Annotated in this window: 17 protein-coding genes; 5 read left to right on the forward strand and 12 right to left on the reverse strand. The window is 71.0% G+C overall.

What is annotated here, in order from left to right; translation table 11 throughout:
* Positions 1 to 66: 66 nt before the first annotated feature.
* The gene (locus tag PPSIR1_RS20805) at positions 67 to 1,101 is read right to left on the reverse strand and encodes a cytochrome d ubiquinol oxidase subunit II (RefSeq protein ID WP_006973121.1); all 1,035 of its coding nucleotides are present in this window, start codon (positions 1,099 to 1,101) and stop codon (positions 67 to 69) included.
* A complete protein-coding gene (locus PPSIR1_RS20810; RefSeq protein ID WP_045116427.1) occupies positions 1,098 to 2,465 on the reverse strand; it encodes a cytochrome ubiquinol oxidase subunit I in 1,368 nt (455 codons plus the stop codon). Before PPSIR1_RS20810 ends, PPSIR1_RS20805 begins: the two co-directional genes overlap by 4 nt.
* A gap of 98 nt (positions 2,466 to 2,563) precedes the next feature.
* Here PPSIR1_RS20810 and PPSIR1_RS43340 point away from each other — a divergent pair, with 98 nt between their 5' ends.
* The 5 genes from PPSIR1_RS43340 to PPSIR1_RS20830 all read left to right on the forward strand — a co-directional run bounded on the left by PPSIR1_RS43340 (position 2,564) and on the right by PPSIR1_RS20830 (position 6,641).
* Positions 2,564 to 3,514 (forward strand): phosphatase PAP2 family protein, encoded by a 951-nt coding sequence (locus tag PPSIR1_RS43340; protein ID WP_006973123.1) that lies wholly within the window; start codon positions 2,564 to 2,566, stop codon positions 3,512 to 3,514.
* Between the two features lie 118 nt (positions 3,515 to 3,632).
* Positions 3,633 to 4,826 carry a protoglobin domain-containing protein gene (locus PPSIR1_RS20820; protein ID WP_006973124.1) on the forward strand — a complete coding sequence of 398 codons (1,194 nt, stop codon included), beginning with the start codon at positions 3,633 to 3,635 and terminating at the stop codon, positions 4,824 to 4,826.
* On the forward strand, positions 4,823 to 5,542 hold the full coding sequence (locus PPSIR1_RS20825; protein ID WP_006973125.1) for a response regulator: 720 nt from the start codon (positions 4,823 to 4,825) through the stop codon (positions 5,540 to 5,542). Before PPSIR1_RS20820 ends, PPSIR1_RS20825 begins: the two co-directional genes overlap by 4 nt.
* Positions 5,539 to 5,742, forward strand: coding sequence for a response regulator (locus tag PPSIR1_RS43345; protein WP_006973126.1), 204 nt, complete (start codon positions 5,539 to 5,541; stop codon positions 5,740 to 5,742). The genes PPSIR1_RS20825 and PPSIR1_RS43345 overlap by 4 nt, the downstream gene beginning before the upstream one ends.
* 2 nt (positions 5,743 to 5,744) lie before the next feature.
* Positions 5,745 to 6,641 carry a two-component system sensor histidine kinase NtrB gene (locus PPSIR1_RS20830; protein ID WP_006973127.1) on the forward strand — a complete coding sequence of 299 codons (897 nt, stop codon included), beginning with the start codon at positions 5,745 to 5,747 and terminating at the stop codon, positions 6,639 to 6,641.
* A gap of 7 nt (positions 6,642 to 6,648) precedes the next feature.
* Here the strand turns inward: PPSIR1_RS20830 and PPSIR1_RS20835 are convergent, their stop codons facing one another.
* From PPSIR1_RS20835 to PPSIR1_RS20880, 10 genes are all read right to left on the reverse strand, one after another.
* Entirely contained in the window at positions 6,649 to 8,046 is a 1,398-nt protein-coding gene (locus PPSIR1_RS20835; RefSeq protein ID WP_006973128.1) for a hypothetical protein, read from the reverse strand.
* A gap of 231 nt (positions 8,047 to 8,277) precedes the next feature.
* Positions 8,278 to 9,165, reverse strand: a complete 888-nt coding sequence (locus tag PPSIR1_RS20840; protein ID WP_157595768.1) for a carbohydrate binding domain-containing protein — start codon at positions 9,163 to 9,165, stop codon at positions 8,278 to 8,280.
* A gap of 172 nt (positions 9,166 to 9,337) precedes the next feature.
* Positions 9,338 to 10,033: a DUF6962 family protein gene (locus PPSIR1_RS20845; RefSeq protein ID WP_006973130.1), complete on the reverse strand. Its 696-nt coding sequence runs from the start codon at positions 10,031 to 10,033 to the stop codon at positions 9,338 to 9,340.
* 13 nt (positions 10,034 to 10,046) lie between these two features.
* On the reverse strand, positions 10,047 to 10,607 hold the full coding sequence (locus PPSIR1_RS20850; protein WP_006973131.1) for a hypothetical protein: 561 nt from the start codon (positions 10,605 to 10,607) through the stop codon (positions 10,047 to 10,049).
* A 34-nt stretch (positions 10,608 to 10,641) separates the two neighbouring features.
* Positions 10,642 to 12,747, reverse strand: a complete 2,106-nt coding sequence (locus tag PPSIR1_RS20855; protein WP_198154568.1) for an NHL repeat-containing protein — start codon at positions 12,745 to 12,747, stop codon at positions 10,642 to 10,644.
* Entirely contained in the window at positions 12,719 to 12,919 is a 201-nt protein-coding gene (locus PPSIR1_RS20860; RefSeq protein WP_006973133.1) for a hypothetical protein, read from the reverse strand. The genes PPSIR1_RS20855 and PPSIR1_RS20860 overlap by 29 nt, the downstream gene beginning before the upstream one ends.
* Positions 12,920 to 12,937: 18 nt before the next feature.
* Positions 12,938 to 14,068: a hypothetical protein gene (locus PPSIR1_RS20865; RefSeq protein WP_006973134.1), complete on the reverse strand. Its 1,131-nt coding sequence runs from the start codon at positions 14,066 to 14,068 to the stop codon at positions 12,938 to 12,940.
* Between the two features lie 131 nt (positions 14,069 to 14,199).
* The gene (locus tag PPSIR1_RS20870; protein ID WP_198154569.1) at positions 14,200 to 16,857 is read right to left on the reverse strand and encodes a DUF2264 domain-containing protein; all 2,658 of its coding nucleotides are present in this window, start codon (positions 16,855 to 16,857) and stop codon (positions 14,200 to 14,202) included.
* Between the two features lie 74 nt (positions 16,858 to 16,931).
* The gene (locus PPSIR1_RS20875) at positions 16,932 to 17,909 is read right to left on the reverse strand and encodes a PDZ domain-containing protein (protein WP_157595769.1); all 978 of its coding nucleotides are present in this window, start codon (positions 17,907 to 17,909) and stop codon (positions 16,932 to 16,934) included.
* Between the two features lie 36 nt (positions 17,910 to 17,945).
* Positions 17,946 to 18,386: a hypothetical protein gene (locus tag PPSIR1_RS20880; RefSeq protein WP_157595770.1), complete on the reverse strand. Its 441-nt coding sequence runs from the start codon at positions 18,384 to 18,386 to the stop codon at positions 17,946 to 17,948.
* Between the last annotated feature and the right edge of the window lie 49 nt (positions 18,387 to 18,435).

The raw sequence follows: 18,435 nt of genomic DNA on the forward strand, positions 1-18,435 counted from the left end.
TAGCGGGTGCCGGGTGGTCTTCGTGCTCGCGCGGACGGGCGGCGCCGCGGAGCCGAGCGTCCGCGCTCAGGACGTGGCGCTCGACGCCGTCTCCGACTTGAACACCCGAAACAGCCACCACAGCGCCGGCACGAACAGCACCGATCCGCCAGCGAGCACGTAGGGCAGGCGCGCGAGCACGGCCTCGCGGGCGCCGGCGTCCTGATGATCGAGGGCGCCGAGGACCAGGTCGCCGTCCATGGCCACGCCCCAGCCGACGACGACCAGGGCGACCTGAACGATCACCAGGGCCCGCGCGACCTGGAGCATGTCCCGGCGCAGGCACACGATGGCGGCGACGGCGACGGCGGCGGTCAGGGCCTGGGCAGGCAGCGACCAGGGCTGGGCGAGGAGGTTGTGGAACAGCTCGGGGCTCTCGGCCCAGGCCCGCCAGCACACGAGCATGGCCAGGGCGCCCGCGACCGCCTCGCTGATCACGGCGCGGCGGCGAAAGTCGATGCTCAGCTCGAGCTCGCCGCGGACCTGGGCCTCGCGGGCGAGGTAGGTCGCCGCGAGCATCGTGAACAGGGCGAGGGTGAACAGGCCGACGGCGAGGGCGAAGGGGCTCGTCCACCCGACGAAGAAGCCCGAGCGCACCTGGGGCGCCCCGGCCGCGTCGAGCTCGACGAGGATGTCGCCAGAGGACAGCGCGGCCAGGATCGCGCCCAGGGCGATGGGCGTCGCGGCGCTGGTGATCGCGAACACCCGGCCCCACTGCGCCCGGCGCTCGTCGGGCTCCATGCCGTAGGCGCGGAAGATGAACGCCGAGCCGCGCAGCACGATGCCCACGAGCACGAGCAAGATCGGCACGTGCAGGGCGATGGAGACCACGGCGAAGGCGTGGGGGAACACGCTGAACAGCATCACCACCACGAAGATCATCCAGATGTGGTTGACCTCCCAGATCGGCGCGATGGCCTCGGCGATGAGCTCGCGCTGCCGCTCCCGGCGTGGCCCGGTGGCGAGCAGGTCCCACAGCCCGCCGCCAAAGTCGGCGCCCGCGGTCACGGCGTAGGCGATCACGGCGACGCCGATGAGCCAGTACACGGCCGTCGCGCTCACGCTTCACCTCCCTCGGGGGCAACGTCAGGCTCGGGGGCAGCGTCGGTGGTCACGAGCACGTGGCGACGCAAGAGCATGAACACGACCACGCCGAGGAACAGGTAGAGCAGGCTAAAGGCGATCATCGGCGTGGCCAGCCCGGGCATGGGCGTGACGGCGTCGGCGGTCTTCATGTAGCCCTGGATGACCCACGGCTGGCGGCCGACCTCGGTCACCACCCAGCCCGCCTCGATGGCGATCAGGCCCAGGGGCGTGGCGAGGGCCGCGGGGATCAGGAAGTAGCGGCGCTCCCAGGGCGGCGGCCCGAGCCCGCGCCAGTGCAGCAGCCACAGCCCGCCGCCGGCCATGGCGATGAGCAGCATCGCCGTCCCGGCGCCGACCATGATCTGGAAGGCGACGTGGACCACGGCGACCGGCGGCCACAGCTCGCGGTCGACCTCTTCGAGGCCCTTGACCTCGGCGTCGAAGTCGTTGAAGGCCATGAAGCTCAGGACGCCGGGGAGCTCGACGGCGTACTCGAGCTCCATGGTCTCCTCGTTGGGCAGGCCGCCGAGGGCCAGGGGCGCGCGGGTCTGGGTGTGGAACAGGGACTCGGCCGCGGCCAGCTTGGTCGGCTGGTACTCGGCGATGTGCTGGGCCGAGTGGTGGCCGCTGACCAGCTGGGCCGGGACGCTGACGATGGCGAGCAGCAAGGCCAGGCGCAGCCCGGTGCGGTGCATGGCGCTGTCGGGGCTGCGCCGCAGGGCCCAGGCGTGGATGCCCAGGGCGGCGATGGCTACGGCCGAGTAGGCCGCCAGCACCATGTGCAGGGCCTGGGAGAAGAAGGCGTTGTTGAACATGGCCTCCCACGGCCGGATCTCGGTGAACTGCCCGACGCCGTCGGGGCCGAGGACGTAGACGAAGCCCGCCGGCTCGTTCATCCACGCGTTGACCGCGGTCACGAACACCGCCGAGGTCGTCCCGCAGATCGCCACGCCGACGCCCGTGGCCAGGTGGACCTTCGGCGGCAGCAGCTTCCAGCCGTAGAGGTAGAGCCCGAGGAAGATGGCCTCGAGGAAGAAGGCGAAGCCCTCGAGGCTAAAGGGCATGCCGACCAGGGGCCCGGCGTGGCGCATGAACTCGGGCCACAAAAGGCCCAGCTCGAAGCTCAGCACGGTGCCGGACACGGCCCCGACGGCGAACAAGATGGCGGTGCCCTTGGCCCAGCGCTTGGCGAGCTCGAGGGCTGCGGGCTCGCCCGTTCGCAGGTAGCGCCACTCCGCGAGGGTCATCAGCGCGGGCATGGCCATCCCAGCGACGGCGAACAGGATGTGGAAGGCCAGGGAGATGGCCATCTGACTGCGTGCGGCGAAGAGATCGGTCATGAGTCTTCAGTTGTGAGCTACCACCGCGTCTGTCGTGGACAACAGGGCATTTGGGGCGATCCCCAGCAAGATTTTCCGTCTGGGCGTAGCATGGAGTCGTGAGCCCCCTGATCGTGTTCACTGCGTTTTCGTGCTGGGCCGCGCCCGAGGGGGCCGACGCTGCGAGCGTGGAACAGCCTGCAACGGACGTTGCGACGCAGCTGGACGCTTCGCGAGATCCCGAGCCCGAGCCCAAGTCCGAGCTCAAACTCGAGCCCGGGCCCGAGCCGACTCGGGAGGCCCTGCCCGACATCCGCTTCCGCCTCGAGGTCGACCTCCCGATCTTCATCGGCTCGCTCGCGGTGTTCGGCGTGACCGAGGGCTTCAAGGCCCAGGTCAGCCCCCAGACCTGCCGGTGGTGCGAGCCCATCCCCGTGGGCCTGACCCTGCGCGACGCGACGCGCTGGGAGGACACGGAGGCCGGCGCGCTGACCTCCGACATCGTCGGCTACGGCGTGATCCCGGCGGTCAGCCTGGCCTTCACGCTGATCGGCGTGGGCCGGGAGGGGGAGTGGCGCAAGGTCCACGAGGATCTGATCGTCGCCTGGGAGGCGGTGGCCCTGTCGGCGGCGCTCACCAACCTGGTCAAGATCGGCGCCGGTCGTCAGCGGCCCTACGCCTACGCCGCGACCGAGCACGGCGAGCCGATCCCCTTCGCCGAGGATCCGGACCAGAACCTCAGCTTCAACTCCGGCCACACGAGCCTGGCCTTCTCCATGGCCACGAGCATGGCGACGGTCGCGACCTTGCGCGGACGCGAGATCGCCCCGGTGATGTGGGGGGTCGGCGTCCCCATGGCCGGCTTCGTCGCCTACCTGCGCATGGCCGGCGACCGGCACTGGTTCGGGGACGTGCTCGCCGGCGCGGGCCTGGGCACCCTCGTGGGGGTGGGCCTGCCGTGGCTGCTGCACCACCCGGTCACGGGGGTCGTGCCCCGCGCGAAGGCCAGGGGCGTCGAGCTGAGCGTGCTCCCGCAGCCGGGCGGAGTGGTGCTCGCGGGGCGGATGTAGCCTCGAACAGCAGGGGGCGCGCCCGGGACTGGTAAATCTTGCAGTTGGGTCCAGCGCTGGAACGGACTTAGCTTCTGACGAACGAGCGATGCAGATGCAGACTCCCGACAGACTTCCGGTGACGGAAGGAGCCAACCCCGAGCCCTCGTTCTTCGAGGAGGTCACGGACTACATCGGCTTCGGGGCGGAGGACTCTGTGCGCTTGCGGGAATTTTTGCCGCGCGCCGAGGCGCACTTGCCTCACGTGGCCGAGCACTTCTACGAGCGCATCTTCTCGCACCCGCGCGCGGACCAGGTCATCAGCGGGGGCCAAGAGCAGGTCGAGCGCCTCAAGCGGACCCTGGTCGAGTGGATGCGCAGCGGCCTCGCGGGGCCCCACGACTACGACTACTGCCTGCGTCGCTCTCGCATCGGGCACGTGCACGTGCGCATCGGGCTGCCGCAGCGCTACATGGTCACCGCGATGAACGGCATGCGCGTCGACTTCCGCGAGGTCATCGACGAGCACTGCCGCAATCTTTACGACGCCACCGAGCGCGAGGCGCTGATCGTGTCCCTCGAGCGGCTGTTCGATCTGGACCTGGCGATCATGCTCGAGACCTACAAGCTCGCCGCGGACGAGCGCCTGCGTCGGCGCGAGCGCCTGGCGACGATCGGGCAGCTCGCCGCGAGCATCGGCCACGACCTGCGCAACCCGCTCAGCGTGGTCCAGTCCTCGCTGTACATTTTGCGTCGGCGGGTCGCGGAGGACCCGCGCTCGAGCAAGCACATCGAGAAGATCGCCAACCAAGTCGACGAGTGCGACGCGATCATCACCCGGCTGCTGGAGATGGCGCGCAACCGGCCGCCGCAGCGCTCACTGATCACGGCCCGCGAGCTGTTCGAGACCTCGCTGGCGGCGGCGGCGGTGCCCGAGCGGATTCGCGTCGACGACGGCGCCGTCGAGGATCTGCAGCTGTTCGTGGACGCGGGGCTGTTCAAGCAGGCCCTGGTCAACTTGTTGATCAACGCGGTCCAGGCCCAGGAGGGGGCAGGAATCATCACCCTCACGGCCCGGCCAAACCCTGACGGAAGCGCGCTCATGCGCGTGGCAGACGGTGGCCCAGGTTTCGGCACCGAGACCCTCCCGTCGATCTTCGAGCCCCTGGTCACGACCAAGGCGAGCGGCACGGGGCTGGGCCTGGCCCTGGTCAAGAGCATCATCGAGCGTCACGGAGGGCAGGCCACGGCCGGGAATGTCGACGAGGGCGGCGCGGCCGTTACACTTCACTTGAGCTCGGTGTCTGTCCCCACCGCTCCCACCCCGCCATGAACCACGCGCCGACCTCCGTCCTCGTCATCGACGACAACGACGACCTGACCGAGAACATCGTCGAGATCCTCGACGACCTCGGCGTCTACGTGCGCGTGGCCGGGAGCGGGGAGGAGGCCCTCGAGATCTTCGACGAGCGCCGCTGGGACCTGGTGGTCACGGACGTGCGCATGCCGGGCATCAACGGCATCGAGCTCCTCGCCCAGCTCAAAGAGCGCAGCCCGGGCACCCCCGTGCTGGTCATGACCGGCTACGCCGACCGGGACACCCGCGCGGCCGCGCACCGCTCCGGGGCCCTCGCCGTCGTCCACAAGCCCCTCGACCTCGAGGCCTTCATCGAGCTCATCGAGCGGGTCAGCGCGGCCGAGACCCCGGTGCTGATCGTCGACGACGACGACGCGCTGTGCTCCAACCTCACCGACATCCTCGGCGAGCAGCAGGGCGTGCTGCCCCACCCCGCCGCCACCCTCGAGCTCGCCCGCCGCCTGGCCGCCTGCGTCGACTTCCACGCCGCGCTCATCGACCTGCGCCTGCCCGACGGCGACGGCCTCAGCCTGGCCCGCGAGCTCGAGCGCCGGGCCGACGGGAGCCGGCGGCCGGTGATCGTGATGACGGGCTACCCCGAGGCCCTCGAGGGCGCCGAGGAAGGCGTCGAGGTCCTGGCCAAGCCCTTCCCCGTGCCCAACCTCGTCGAGCGCCTCCGAGAGATCGTGTGACCCCGCCGGACCCCCTCAAAGACTGCCGCATCCTGCTCGTCGACGACCACGACGACCTCGCCGAGAACCTGACCGAGATCCTCGAGGAGGAGGGCGCCCAGGTCACCCGCGCCGCGCGGGCCTCCGAGGCCCTGGACAGGGCCGTGGAGGGCTTGACGTCGCGCTGGTCGACATCCGCCTGCCCGACGCGACCGGCCTGACCTTGCTGCCCAAGCTGCGCACCAGCGGCGACGGCCTCGGCGAGGTCTTGCTGATCACGGGCAACGCCTCCCTCGATGACGCCATCGAGGCCGTCGGCCAGGACGTCTACGCCTACGTGCTCAAGCCCTTCGACCCGGCCAACCTGCTCGCCACCGTCGGCCGGGCCCTCGAGAAGGTCCGGCTTCAGCGAGACACCCGCAAGCTCGAGCGGCGGGCTCGCATCGCCGAGAAGCTCGCCGCCGTCGGCACCCTCTCGGCCGGCCTCGCCCACGAGATCCGCAACCCCCTCAACGCCGCGAGCTTGCAGCTGCAGCTGCTCGAGCGCCGGGTCAAGAAGGTGTCCGAGGACGTCAAGCTGCTCGAGCCCGTGGGCCTGGTCCAGGCCGAGATCGCCCGGCTGTCCAACCTCGTCGACGAGTTCCTGCGCTTCGCTCGCCCGGCGGACCTCCAGCTGCGGCCGGTCCACCTCGACGAGCTCATCAAGCGGGTGGTCGGCCTGCTCACCCCGGAGGCCGAGCGCGCCGGCATCGACCTGTTCGCGACCTTGTCCCCGGAGGTCGGCGCCATCGAGGGCGACGCGGCCAAGCTCGAGCAGGTGTTGCTCAACCTGGTCCGCAACTCCATCGAGGCCCTGGAGGTCACGGGCAGCGAGATCGAGCTGTCGACGGCGCGCGGCGAGGGCGGCATGGCCGAGCTGAGCATCCGCGACGACGGCCCCGGCATCCCCTCCGAGATCGTCTCGCGCATCTTCGAGCCCTTCTTCTCGACCAAGCCCATGGGCACGGGGCTGGGGCTGGCGATCACCCACTCGCTGATTCAGCAGCACGGCGGGAGCATCGAGGTCCGCTGCGAGGAGGGGACGCAGATCCTGATCCGGCTGCCGGAGAGCGATCGCTGAGTAGACCCTACTCCCGGGGCGCGAGGGTGGCCGACCACACGCCGCGTCGGTCCGCGTCGTCCACGAGGTAGAAGACTTCCCGCTCCCCGGGCCCGGAGCTGAAGTCCCGGACGCCCGCGGCGATGAGCTGCTCTTCGTGGGTGTCGGGGTCGACGACGACCAGGTCTCCCGCCCAGGCCTCGGCGTCGATGTCGAGGAGCGTCGCGGTCCGGTCGTCTTCGAGGATGCGGTAGTTCGTGGTCGCGCGCGCGGCCAGGACCTCGAGGGTGCCGTCGGTGAAGGAGCGGTAGAGCGGGCCCTCTTCGAGGGAGCTCGGGGAGAAGGCGCCGTCGCAGCACCCGAGCCAGCTGATCCAGTCATCGCGCAAGCGGAGGATGGGGTGCATCGGTCCTTGGTAGATCAACTCGCTCGTGCCCGCGAAGACGTCGACCAAGACCGTGCCTTGGGGGCTCTCGCCCCACACGTAGCCCGACGAAAGCAAGGTGGACGCCCGGAACGCGCCGAGCTCGAAGGACTCGAGGTCGGGGAGGGTGTAGAAGCGGACGGGCGGGTGGGTCAGCTGCGAACTCTCCTGGTACCGGATGAAGCCGAGGCCTTCGGAGCCATCGGTGTAGAGCGCGTAGCTGCTGATCGGGCCGGGGCCAAGGTCGGTGGTCACCTGGGTGTCCCGATTGAGCAGGAGCACGGACCCCTCGGACTCCCCCAGGATGTAGGGGCCGCTCGAGCGGATGCTCGTCACGTTCTCGAGCAAGACCTCGGACTGCGGCTCGGTGTCCGCTCCCGCGGACCAGGTGAGCTGGACGAGCTCGTCGGCCGAGGTCCGCAGGAGCGCTCGGGCGTCGTAGGTCCGGAGGCTCCCGAGGCGGACCTGGTCGATGACCTCGATGGGCTCGGCCGGTCCGGCCGCGGGGTCTTCGGGCCAGGGCAGGAGCTCGAGGACCCCGAACTCGTCGTCGACGGGGCGCAGGTTGAACACGCCGAGGGCCCTCTCCGCGCGGACGGACGCGCAGGTCTCGGTGGTGAACAGGGGGCTGGGCGGGTGTTGTCCCGAAGGATCGAAGAGCTCCGTGACGCCGGTCTCGGGGGCGCAGCGCATCATCTGCCCGGGGTAGATGTCCGAGCGCCAGTACGTGTCGCCGTCTTCGATCTCGAGGCGCACGGGGTCTTCGCCGCACGGACCCACGGACCAGACATGGCGCGCGCCTCGACTCGGGGGCTCGGAGCCGGTCTGCTCCGGGTCGAGGTCCCAGACCGCGACGAGGGTGCGGTCGCCGTACTGGCCGGCGCTCGAGGCCGCGGCGCTCGAGCTGTCGAGGGGCAGAACCAAGTGGGGTCCCGCCTCCCCGCACTGGCCCTCGAGCTCGGCGAGGGGCTGCTCTGGGGCCGGCTCGGCGCAGCCCGCCATGAACGCCAATGAAGTGCCGACAAAGAGTAGACGTCTCGGCGAGCGCATGCAGCCAAGCTAACAGTCGAACTATCGCAATTCATGGCGAGGTTCGATCTTTGCCAACAAAGCGGAGACGACCCTCGGGCTTCGCCACTTTGTCAGCAGGGTTCTCCCCCGATCGCTCGGGGGAGACCCCGGGTGGTGGTCGCTTCCGAGGCCCGGGCGCAGGCCGAGGCCATGAACGAAGCGCTAGTAAAAGCCCAGGTCGTCGACGCTGAAGTCGAAGTCGACGTTCTGGTTGACCTTGAACTGGACGCTGACGACGGTGCTCGCGTCCCAGCTCGCCGGGGTGCCCCAGCCCTCCTGGCTCATGCTGGCGAAGGGCAGGGCGAACTGCTGCCAGCCGGGCGAGAGGTTGATGACCATGCCGTGGGGGTCGCAGTCGGCGGCGCAGCTGCCCCCCTCGGCGACGGGCAAGGTGGCGACGGTCGGCATGCTGACCCGGACCTGGCCGTTGCCCCGGGCCATGACCATGATCCCCGAGTAGCCCGAGGCGTTGTAGGGGTCCTTCGAGGCCATCATGCCGCCGATGTTGTTGAGGTCGATGCCGATGCCGGCGCCCCACGCCGTGAACCCGCTGCCCGTGGTCTGCAGGGCGTAGTTGGAGCCGTTGGCCCCGGGCTGCGCCGGCACGACCATGTTCTCGGGAGGCGTCTGTACGCCGCCGACGCTGGCGTCGTTGAAGGTGTACCAGTAGCCCTGACGACCGTCGTTGGGGATGAGCGCGCCGTCGCCATCCTCGAAGTCGTCGATCATGTCGGTGATCATGCCGCCGCCACCGGTGGTGGTGGTCGTCTCGCCGCCGTCGGTGGTGGTGGTCGTCCCGCCCCCGTCGGTGGTGGTCGTCGTCCCGCCGCCGTCAGTGGTCGTGGTGGTCCCGCCGCCGTCGGTGGTGGTCGTCGTGGTGTCGCCGTTGTCCTCGGCCCCGGAGTCGCTGCTCTCCTCGCCCATGTCGGACTCGTCGGCCTCGTCGTTCCCGCCGCCGTCGATGCTGCTCCCGTTGAAGGTGGCGAAGGCGTTGGGGTCGTCGCCGCCACCGGCACAACCCGCGGCGGCCAGGGCGGTCAGGCTCAACACGACGAGTACTGGGGTCTGGGTTCGCTTCGCTCGCATCATCTTCGTCTTCAGCCGCTACCGGATACCTCTCGTGTCTCGGCTGTGGGCATCGAGGGGCCCGAATGGATGAAGCTTTCTCCGTGGACAACCCTGGGCTGTCTTTATGTTGTTCGGGCTACGCGTCCGTCGGTGATCAATGCGCTGACCCAAGCTCGGTGGGCGCAGAGCCGTTCACACCTGGACTGGCGTCGAGGCCCTGGCGCAGGCCCCAGGCGATCATCCCCACGGCCGCGGTCTGCATCAGGTGGAACACGCCGTTCGCATCGAAGGCCAGGGATCCCAGGGAAAAGGACAGCGCTTTGGTCGCTTGGACAGCTGCCGCGGCGATCGAGAGGCCAATGCCCGCGGCCATCCATCCGGCGCCGCGCAGCGGGCTGCGGAGCAGGCTGAGGTAGGCGCCCAAGGCGAAGAGCAGGGCGAGGGCCTCGTAGGCCAAAAAGATCAGGAAGCTGCCCGGGACGACCTGCGTGATCGCGAAGAAGCCCAGGCCGGCGAGGACGAGCACCGGCGCGAGCTTGCGGGCGAGGGCTTCGGCGAAGCGGTCGACGATCACGCCCACGGCGAACAGCGAGACCGTCAGGCCCAGGCAGAGGTTGAAGGGAATCTTCAGCGCCGCGCTCGTGGACTCGGGCAGGACCAGGCCAAAGCGGACGCCCCCCATCAGCGCGGCGACGCCCATGAGCGCGAGGGCGAGCATCCACACCGCGACCTTGAAGGGCGCGAGCTTGCGGGCAGGGAGCAGGCTCAGCACGCAGGCCAGGGAGGCCCCGCCGAGCATGAAGTCGGTGACCGCCGTAGTCTGTCGGATCGCGTCGCTGGTCCACTCCATGGACGGGGGCGGCTCAGCCGGTCGTGTCGGTGTCGGAGCCCGTCTCCGTGCCGGTGTCGGAGCCGGTGTCCGAACCAGTCTCGTTGCCCATGTCGCAGTCGCCGGTCTCGTCCGCCGTCTCCGTGCCCGAGTCGCTCTCGTCGCAGGTCTCGTCGGTGGACTCGGTCTCTTCGGTGGAGCCGGTCTCGTCGGTGGACTCGGTGCTCTCGGTCTGGCCCGCCTCGGTGCTGGACTCGCTCTCCTCTTCGCCCCAGTCGATGTCCTCGGGGCCGCCGTAGTCTGCCCCGCCGCCGAAGTCCTCGGTCTCCACGGACACCTGGTCCTCGGGCTCTTCGTTTTCCTTGGCGCAGCCGGTCATGAGCAGGGCCGACACGGTGAAGGCCGCCGCGGTGGTCAAGGTCGCGCCCAGGGTCACGCCGATCGAGGTCACGATCGCCGGGGGCTCCGCCTCGGTGCAGACCCTCGCCTGGTCGGCCGCGACGGTCTCGATTCTCGTCTTGCAAAAGGGGCAGCTGTCTGCGTCCACGTGGACGTGGCGGTGACAGGAGGGGCAGGTCGACATGGACAGGCTCATGCTTCCTGTCTAGCACGGACGGCCCCTGGCCGGATCACAACAAGCGCAGGAAAGCGACGAGGGCCTCGCGCTCGGCCACACCCAGCCCGCGCGGGTCGTTGGGCTCGAGGGCCCCCAGGTCGTGGTCGACCGCTCCGTCGTCGCCCACGCGCACGCCCTCGACCACGGCCTCGAGGCTCTCGGCCTCACCCGTCGTGAAGTAGGGCCAGATCAGGTTGAGGCGCCGCAGCGAGGCGACCCGGGCGCCCTCGTCGTGGACCCACGGGCCGATGCTCGTCTGGGCGTAGGCCTCGCTCGCCCACACGATCGAGCTGCCCGTGGGCTCGGCGAAGATCAGCGCCTCCCAGCGCTCGAAGTCCTGGCGGGTGCTCGGGTCGTCGGTGACCAGGCGGGCCTGGTGGCAGCCCTCGCAGCGCGCGGCGAAGGCCTCGGCGCCTTCGCGCTCGAGCTCGGTGTAGCCGCTGCGGCCGCGGGCGCGCGGGTTTTGGGGCATGGACGCGCGCATGAAAAAGCGCATCAGCGCCCGGCGCAGCGCGGGCGGGTCGACGGGCGCGGACCAGCCGGGGACCTGGGCGAGCCAGGGCAGCTCGTCGGCGTCGAGGGTGAACCAGCCCTCGCGGTAGTCGGGGTCGGCGCTGAAGCGGTTGGCGACGCGGAACTCGGCGTGGACCATGGTCGCCAGGGTCCGGTCGAGGGCCCGGGAGAAGTGGGGGCGGTTGGGGAACAGGCCGAGGATGGCCTTGCTGCGGGCGTGGACCCGCTGGCCCTCGCGCTCGCGGCCGGTGAAGTGCACCCGCCCGTCGCCGCGGCCCTCGAAGTGGCAGGCCTCGCAGGTGAAGCGGCTGCGCTTGCCCTCGGCGTCGTTGCGCGGGGCCATGGCGGTGGTGAACACGAGCAGCTCGCCCAGGCGCTCTTCGAAGCTGCGCTCGTCGACCTGGGGCGCCGCCGCGTCGAGGAAGATGGGCTCGGGCGCCTCGGTCCAGGTGCCGGCGTCGTCGAGCTCGACGCGGACGAGGGCGTCGAACAGGGCGTTGGTCGCCAGCCAGCCCCGGCCCTCGGGCAAGGCGGCGACGTCCGTGGTGCCGGGCAGCCACGGGCGCGACGACACGGTGGGTTCGCCGGCGCAGTCCGGGGTGGCCCACTCGAGCTCGAGCCATACGTCGCTCGCGTAGCCGGTCACGGCCACGCGGGTGGGGCTGAGCCAGCGGACCCACTTGGGCGTGACCACGCCGTGGGCCGAGAGGTTGACCGCGGCGAGCAGCCGGCCTTCGCTCAGCTCGCGGACGAACAGGAAGGAGTCGATGTAGCCGAAGCCGCCCTCGGCTCGCTCGAGGGGGTGGTCCTCGACGCCGACCAGGGCGACGCGCTCGGGGCCTGGGGGCGGGGCCAGGGCGAAGGCCCAGATCGGCCCGTCGTGGGTGATGTCGAGGGCCTCGGTGTGGACGCGGTGGGCGAGCAGGCAGCTGTGGATGAGGCCCTCGCCGAGGGCCTCGAGCTGCAGGGGTCCGCGGCAGCTCGGGTGCTCTCGGGGCGGGTCGTCGCCGCGGGGGGCGAGCTCGAGGAGGCGGTGGCTGCCCTCGTCGGCCAGCCACAGCGCACCGCTAGCGTCGAGGGTGGCGTCGCGGATCGACGCGCCTGCGGGGAGGGGCCGCGAGGCCGGCGTGGCTGCTTGCAGCGCGTCGCCGTCGAGGGTGAAGCGATCGAGCCTGGCGTCGCCGAGCCCCGCCACCCACAGCGCGCCGTCGATGGCCACGAGGCTCGTCGGCTGATGGACGGTCGGCGCCCGGCTCAGCACCTGGCCGTGGGCGTCGACGAGGCTCAGCTGGTCGTGACCGCGCTCGAGCACGGCGAAGCGGGGCGAGCCCTCGTCGCCAGGCAGCGCCACGATGCGGTGCGGGTCGGCGCCAAAGCGGCTGTCCGAGGCGGGGATGGCCGCGAAGTCGGTGGCTTCGCGGACCCCCTCTTCCCAGGCCTCGAGGGCGGCGCGGGTGCGCTCGTGGACGGAGGCGGGCTCGGGCTCGGGCTCGCGCTCTACCGCGGACGACGAAGGCGCCGGCGCCCCGCAGGCCCCGACGCCGATCAGCGCGCTGGCGATCAACCAGCGCTGCGGCTCACCAGCCGCCTTCCTTTTTCTCCTCACCGTCCTTCTTCTCCGCGGCGTCCTGCTTCTCCTCGCCCTCTTTCTTCTCCTCACCGTCCTTGGCGTCGGCCTTGTCGGCCTTGTCGTCTTTCTCGCCCTCCTTGCCGTCACAGGCGATGAGGGTCAGGGAGAAGGCGGCGGCGAGGGTGAGGGGGAGGGCGAAGGTACGCATGACGGCGCGATTGTAAGATCAGGCGGGGTTGATGTGTACCTCGTAGTTGCCCGCGAAGTCCTGGGCGTAGACGTCGAGGACGATGAAGATGGTCTGGTTGGCCTCGAGGTCCAGGAACAGCTGGGAGGTGAGGTCGTCCTCGGCGTCGTCGTTGCACCCGAGCTCCGGGCCCCAGCAGGCCTCGTCGCGGACGTAGAGCACGGTGTCGTCGTCGGAGCCGAAGGTGTCGATGGCGTACAGGCCGGCCTCGGGTGCCGTCCATGAGAACGCGAGCTCCTCGCCGTAGCCCCCGCAGCTGCCCGAGTAGAGGCCGTCGCCCCACCCGATGGAGCCGAAGCCTTCGACGGGGAAGGGGCCGTCGAGGAGCTCGGGCGCGGGGCACTCGAGCTCCTCGATGGTTAGCTGGTAGTCGCCGACCGAGCTGGCGTAGCGTCCGTCGAGGAAGAGGGTCACGCTCTCGCCCTCCTGGAGCCCGACTTGGATCCGCGAGTCGGGGTCGACGACGTCGCCGACGTCGTAGAGGTTGTCGTTGCAGGCCGCCCAGGGGCCCTCGTCGACGCAGGTGCCGAGCTTGGCGCCGAGCACGGTGTTGTAGTCGCTGCCGACGGAGTCGATGGAGAATAGGCCCTGCTTGGGGGCGGTCCACTCGAAGGTCACGTCGAGGGCTCCGGTGCCGCCAAAGCCCATGCACAGGGAGTAGTCGTCGGTGGCGACGGCGCTGCTGCCCATGGTCATGGCGGGCAGGCCGTCGAGGACGAAGTCGGCGCACTCGGCCATGCCGCCGGTGCCAGTGTCGGTGCCAGTGTCGGTGCCAGTGTCGGTGGACTCCTCCGTGCTCTCGGTGTCGGTGGACTCTTCCTCCGTGCTCTCGGTGCCGGTGTCGGTGGACTCTTCCTCCGTGCTCTCGGTGCCAGTGTCGGTGGACTCTCCTTCGCTAGACTCCTCTTCCGTCGACTCGGTCGTCTCGCTGGAGCTGTCCTCGGAGCTGTCGGTGGACTCCTCCTCGGTGCTCGAGTCCGACGCGTCCTCCTCGGAGGTGTCGGTGTCCGCGAGCTCATCGCCCGGCTCGTCGGGGTCGGCGGGGCACGCGAGCAGGGGGGCGATTGCGAGGGTCGGGATGAGGAGATGGAGCGCGCGGGGTCGGGGCACGGCGGCAGCCTAGCAAGGTGACCACGCCGTGCACGTGGCTCCGCGCGGGCCGAGACCCGCTGCGAAACACCTCTCCAACGCTTGGCACTGGCGGACGCGAGCTCGGTCCGTGCGCCCGGTGCAGGGCCGGCTCAGTAGACCGCCGCGACGACGGTCGTCGTCGCGCGTCGTTTGGGCCCCAGGCCGTGCTCCGCGGGGTTGATCAACACCTGACCCTCCTCGGGGGTGACGGTGGCGGTGACCTCCGCGATGCCTTCGCTGCCGCGCCAGCCGCTGGGCGAGAGCATCAGCGTGGTGCCGGGCGAGCGCAGCCGTGCAGGCCCGTCGAGTTCACACAGCCAGCCCGCGCCCGCGCGTGCGCAGGCCACGAAGGCCAGCGGCGTGTCCGTCGCGGTCTGGATCAGTGGGGGGGCGTTCTCGTCGGCTGGCCCAGGGTGGACCTCGCCCAGCTCGCGCAGGCCGACGGCGACGACGACCTGGGCGTCTGCGCGAACCCACACCGTGCGCAGGGGCCCCGTCGCGCGCAGCCCCGCGAGCTCGACGCTGCGCTCGCGGACCTCCGGGGCGAGGTCGACCCACGCCAGATCGCCGTTGGCGAAGCGGACCGTGGCGACGCGGTCCTCGAAGCTGACCTGGGGCAGGGCGGCGAGCTGCGGCCCGGGCTCGAAGGGGCGCTCGCTGAGCACCTGCCAGCTGGCGAAGCAGCGGGGCTCGTCGATGCCGGGGTGGGTCGCGCCCAGGGCCAGCCCGGCGAAGGCCGACTTGCCGCCGAGCACGTGGTCGGCGCTGCCGTAGTCGAGGTTGAGGCCCGCGCGGGTCCACCCGTGGGCGTTGGCGAACAGCACCGCCCCTGCGCCAGGGAGGGCGTCGGCGCCGGTCTCGAGGTAGACCCAGTCCTTGTCGCCGCCGCCGAGGATCAGCCCCTCGGGCACGCGGCGGATCGCGGCGCTGCCCTCGTAGGGCCGGGCCGCCTCGACGCCGTTGGGCTCGACGCAGCTCAGGCGCAGGCTCGGGCGCACGGCCTCGGAGTCGACGCTGCCCGGGAGCGCGCTGAGGGTGGCGGTGGAGATCCAGTGGGGCGGGCTGGCTTTGGCGTCGACGAGGGGCGCGGGCTCCGGGTCCCAGGCCCCGCTCGCGCCGGGGTCGTCGAGCTGCGGCGCGGCCTCGTCCTCGGGCGGGAGGGCGTGGCGCTGCCAGCTGAAGCCCGAGACCACGGTGCTGGCCGTGGCCGGGCCCCGGGCGCGGTCGAAGCCCATCGCCGACGCGCTGATCACCGCGCCGTCGTAGGGCCACCGCGCGTCCGCGTCGTCCGCCGCCGAGAACCACCCAAAGGCCCCGTAGTCGAGCTTCATGTAGCGCGGCTGGTAGGCGAGCTTGCGCGTGGCCGAGCCGGCGTTGCGCAGGCTCAAGCCGGCGCCCGCGGGCCGCGAGGGCGCCCGGCGATCGACGGCGCGATCGAAGTCGACCTGCCAGCCCACGGCCGGGATGGCGTGGACGAAGTCGCCGAGGTCGGCGGGCAGGGGCATCTCGATCTCGGACCAAAAGCGGTGCTCGGGCGGGAGCGCGAGCACCTCGAGGGCGCGGCTGAGGTAGTACTGCGAGCCGGGGCGCAGGTAGGCCTCGGTGACCCCGGGCTGCTCGCCGTGGTAGCCGCGGGTCAGCGCGAACTGCTCGTCGAACATGCCCGCGTCGAGGTGGAACTTCAGCGAGCCCGAGAGCATCCGCCGGGCCAGGCCGGGGAGCACGAAGTCGTCGCCGGCGACCACCGACGCGCTCAGGGCCGCGAGCACGCCGCTGCGGTAGGCGAGGGAGCGGCCCAGGGGCGCCACCCGGCCCTGGCTGTCCATCAAAAAGGGCAGGTGGCCGAGGAAGGCCTCGGTGCGCAGGGCGACGCGGGCGGCTCGCTCGGCCTGCTCGGGGTCGTCCTCGCCGAGCTGGGTCCGCCAAAAGGTCAGCTCGGGGTGGATGGCGATGCCGTTGTACCAGTCGACGCGGCCCGGGGCGCTGTCGCGGTAAAAGCCGTCGCCGACGTAGTCCTCTTCGAGGCGGACCAGGAGCTCGTCGAGGCTGCCCTCGGGGACCTCGGCGCCGAGGACCTCGAGGGTCGTGTTGCGGGTCAGCTGAAAGGCCAGCCAGTTGCCCGCCAGCGGCTCCTTGGCGGGGGTCAGCCAGGCCAGGACCTGCTCGCGCTCGGCGGGGCCGAGGCGCTCCCACACCCGCGCCTTGGAGCGCACGAGGAACTGCGCGACGAGGGCGGCCTCGACCTGGCGCTGGTCCCAGCCTTTGCGGATCTTGTGCCAGTAGTCGGGGCTCTCGGGGTCCGTGCCCGCGAGCAGCATGGTGGTCGCCAGATCGACCACGTCGAGCTCGCGCCCCTCGACGCGGATGCGCTCGGGGTTGCACGCGCAGGCCAGCCACGCGCCCATGGCCGGGAGCATGCGGACGGATCCTTCCATGGCCGCCGGGAGCTCGTCGCCGCCTTCACCCGCGTGGCGCGTGCGCCCGCCGTCTGGGCTGCGGACCCGCGCGTAGCCCAGGAGCATGCGGGCGAACACCGCCTCGTAGTGCGCCCGCGTCCAACCCGTGAACAGGGCCCGCGAGCGGTCCTCGTCGGGGGACAGCTGGATGATGCGGACCTCGCCCTGGCCGTGGAGCGGACCGCCCTTTGGCGCCGCGCTGTGCTGGTCGCGGGCCTTGGTCTTGCCCTCGTCGCCGCGCTTGCAGGCTGGTCCGGGGCCGAGGACCAGCGCCAGCGCGAGCAGGCCCACGCGAGTTTTGCCCGGAGTCACGGGACAATTGGGCGCCAGCTCGACCATGCCGAGGCTGTAACAAAGCCGCGCCGCCAGGCCAAGGGGCGCGGGCTTCAGTCGACCAGCACGCAGCTGAAGGTGCGGCGTTGGCCTCCGCGGCCGAGGGTGAGGCTCACGGCCTCCGCGTCGTAGTGGGCCACGAGGGCTGCGAGGGCAGCGTCGAGGCCGTCGATGGGGACGCCGTCGACGGAGTCGAGCACGTCGCCGTCGAGGATGCCGAGGGCGTGCGCGATGGAGCCCTCGGTCACGCCGTGGATCACGTAGCGGCCCCTCGCGGGCTCGTAGACGAAGGTCGTGCCGCCGTCGTCGTACCAGGCGAGGCTCTCCAGCACGAACTGGGCGTAGCCGCGATCGACCTCGCACACGGCACCCGCGCAGCTGACGTAGTCCGCGGCCGAGGCCGCGCCGTAGACCCCGGTCTCCTCCGAGCCGGTCTCGGACTCCTCGGAGTCGGAGTCGGAGCCCGTGTCGGAGCTGGCCTCGTCGTCGCCGTCGTCGGTGCTGGTCGTCCCCTGGCACTCGTAGGGGTTGGGGTCGTCGCAGGAGCCGCCCTTGGGCGGGTTGATCTGGGTGCAGTCGCCGATGCAGTCACCAGCGCCGACGTAAAAGGGCATGTCCGCGAGGAGGATGGGCGCCTCTCCCGGCGCTTCGGACATGCAGTTGTGGTCGTAGCCGTCGGGCACCGCGCTCGCGCAGGCGTTCTGCGTCGCTTCGCGCACGCGCTGGGCTAGCTCTGCCGCGTACTCTTCGGGGACGCCAGACTCGAGGGTGCTGGTCTCTTCGGCGTTGAGGCACACGCAGCCGAGGGGTCCAGGGTAGCCGACGGAGGGTGGGACGGGCTCGGCGAGCTCGGGCTGGCCCGGCGGCCACATCAGCGCGTCCTCGAAGACGTTGCAGTAGTCGTCGCCGGGGAAGTTGATCTGAATGCACTGGTCCGCGTAGACGCAGCCGCTCCCGGGCACGGCGAAGCCCGCGAAGGCGCCGAGTCCGAGGGCAAGGCTCAGGAGGGACGCGCGAACTCTAGGGTTCATCGGTGCTGAATCCTCGGTGTTTGGGGATGCGGGGGCTCAGGGGCAGTCCAAGTGCATGCCAGGGGGGGTCACGACGACGTGGTCGGGGGTCGGCCAGGTGACGCGGCTACCTTTCTCGACGCCCGAGATCCAGACCTCGGATTCGTAGTCCGCCTGGCACTCGCTCCAGTCCATGCCGAAGCTCGAGGCTTCGCTCAGGCAATCGTCGAGCAGGGCCTGGTGGAGCTCCTCGAGGCGGGACTGGCTCAGGTACTCCTCCTCGGTCATGCACAGGCACACGTGCCGCCTGAGGCCGAGGTTGTGCTGCCCGCCGTCCTCCCAGTAGCCCCTGGAGATGGCCCGCGCGCACGCGCGCTGGGTCTCGGGCTCGGTCGGGACGACGAGGTCGTCTCCGCACGAGCCGAGCCCCAACACCGAGGCTGCGAGCGCGAGCCCGAGCACTCTCGTTCGCGGCCGCGGTCGCTCGATCGTCGTCATGGGCCCAGCTTAGCGCCGAGCCCCGGAGACGAGCAAGACAGGGTCGTCA

Origin of the sequence: Plesiocystis pacifica SIR-1, assembly GCF_000170895.1 — a bacterium.
In the GTDB taxonomy this organism is placed as follows: domain Bacteria; phylum Myxococcota_A; class Polyangia; order Nannocystales; family Nannocystaceae; genus Plesiocystis; species Plesiocystis pacifica.

Coding starts and splice junctions, on each gene's coding strand:
- PPSIR1_RS20810 (WP_045116427.1), bottom strand. CDS start 2,465: ATGACCGATCTCTTCGCCGCACGCAGTCAGATGGCCATCTCCCTGGCC.
- PPSIR1_RS20825 (WP_006973125.1), top strand. CDS start 4,823: ATGAACCACGCGCCGACCTCCGTCCTCGTCATCGACGACAACGACGAC.
- PPSIR1_RS20835 (WP_006973128.1), bottom strand. CDS start 8,046: ATGGCGGGCTGCGCCGAGCCGGCCCCAGAGCAGCCCCTCGCCGAGCTC.
- PPSIR1_RS20845 (WP_006973130.1), bottom strand. CDS start 10,033: ATGGAGTGGACCAGCGACGCGATCCGACAGACTACGGCGGTCACCGAC.
- PPSIR1_RS20850 (WP_006973131.1), bottom strand. CDS start 10,607: ATGAGCCTGTCCATGTCGACCTGCCCCTCCTGTCACCGCCACGTCCAC.
- PPSIR1_RS20860 (WP_006973133.1), bottom strand. CDS start 12,919: ATGCGTACCTTCGCCCTCCCCCTCACCCTCGCCGCCGCCTTCTCCCTG.
- PPSIR1_RS20875 (WP_157595769.1), bottom strand. CDS start 17,909: ATGAACCCTAGAGTTCGCGCGTCCCTCCTGAGCCTTGCCCTCGGACTC.
- PPSIR1_RS20880 (WP_157595770.1), bottom strand. CDS start 18,386: ATGACGACGATCGAGCGACCGCGGCCGCGAACGAGAGTGCTCGGGCTC.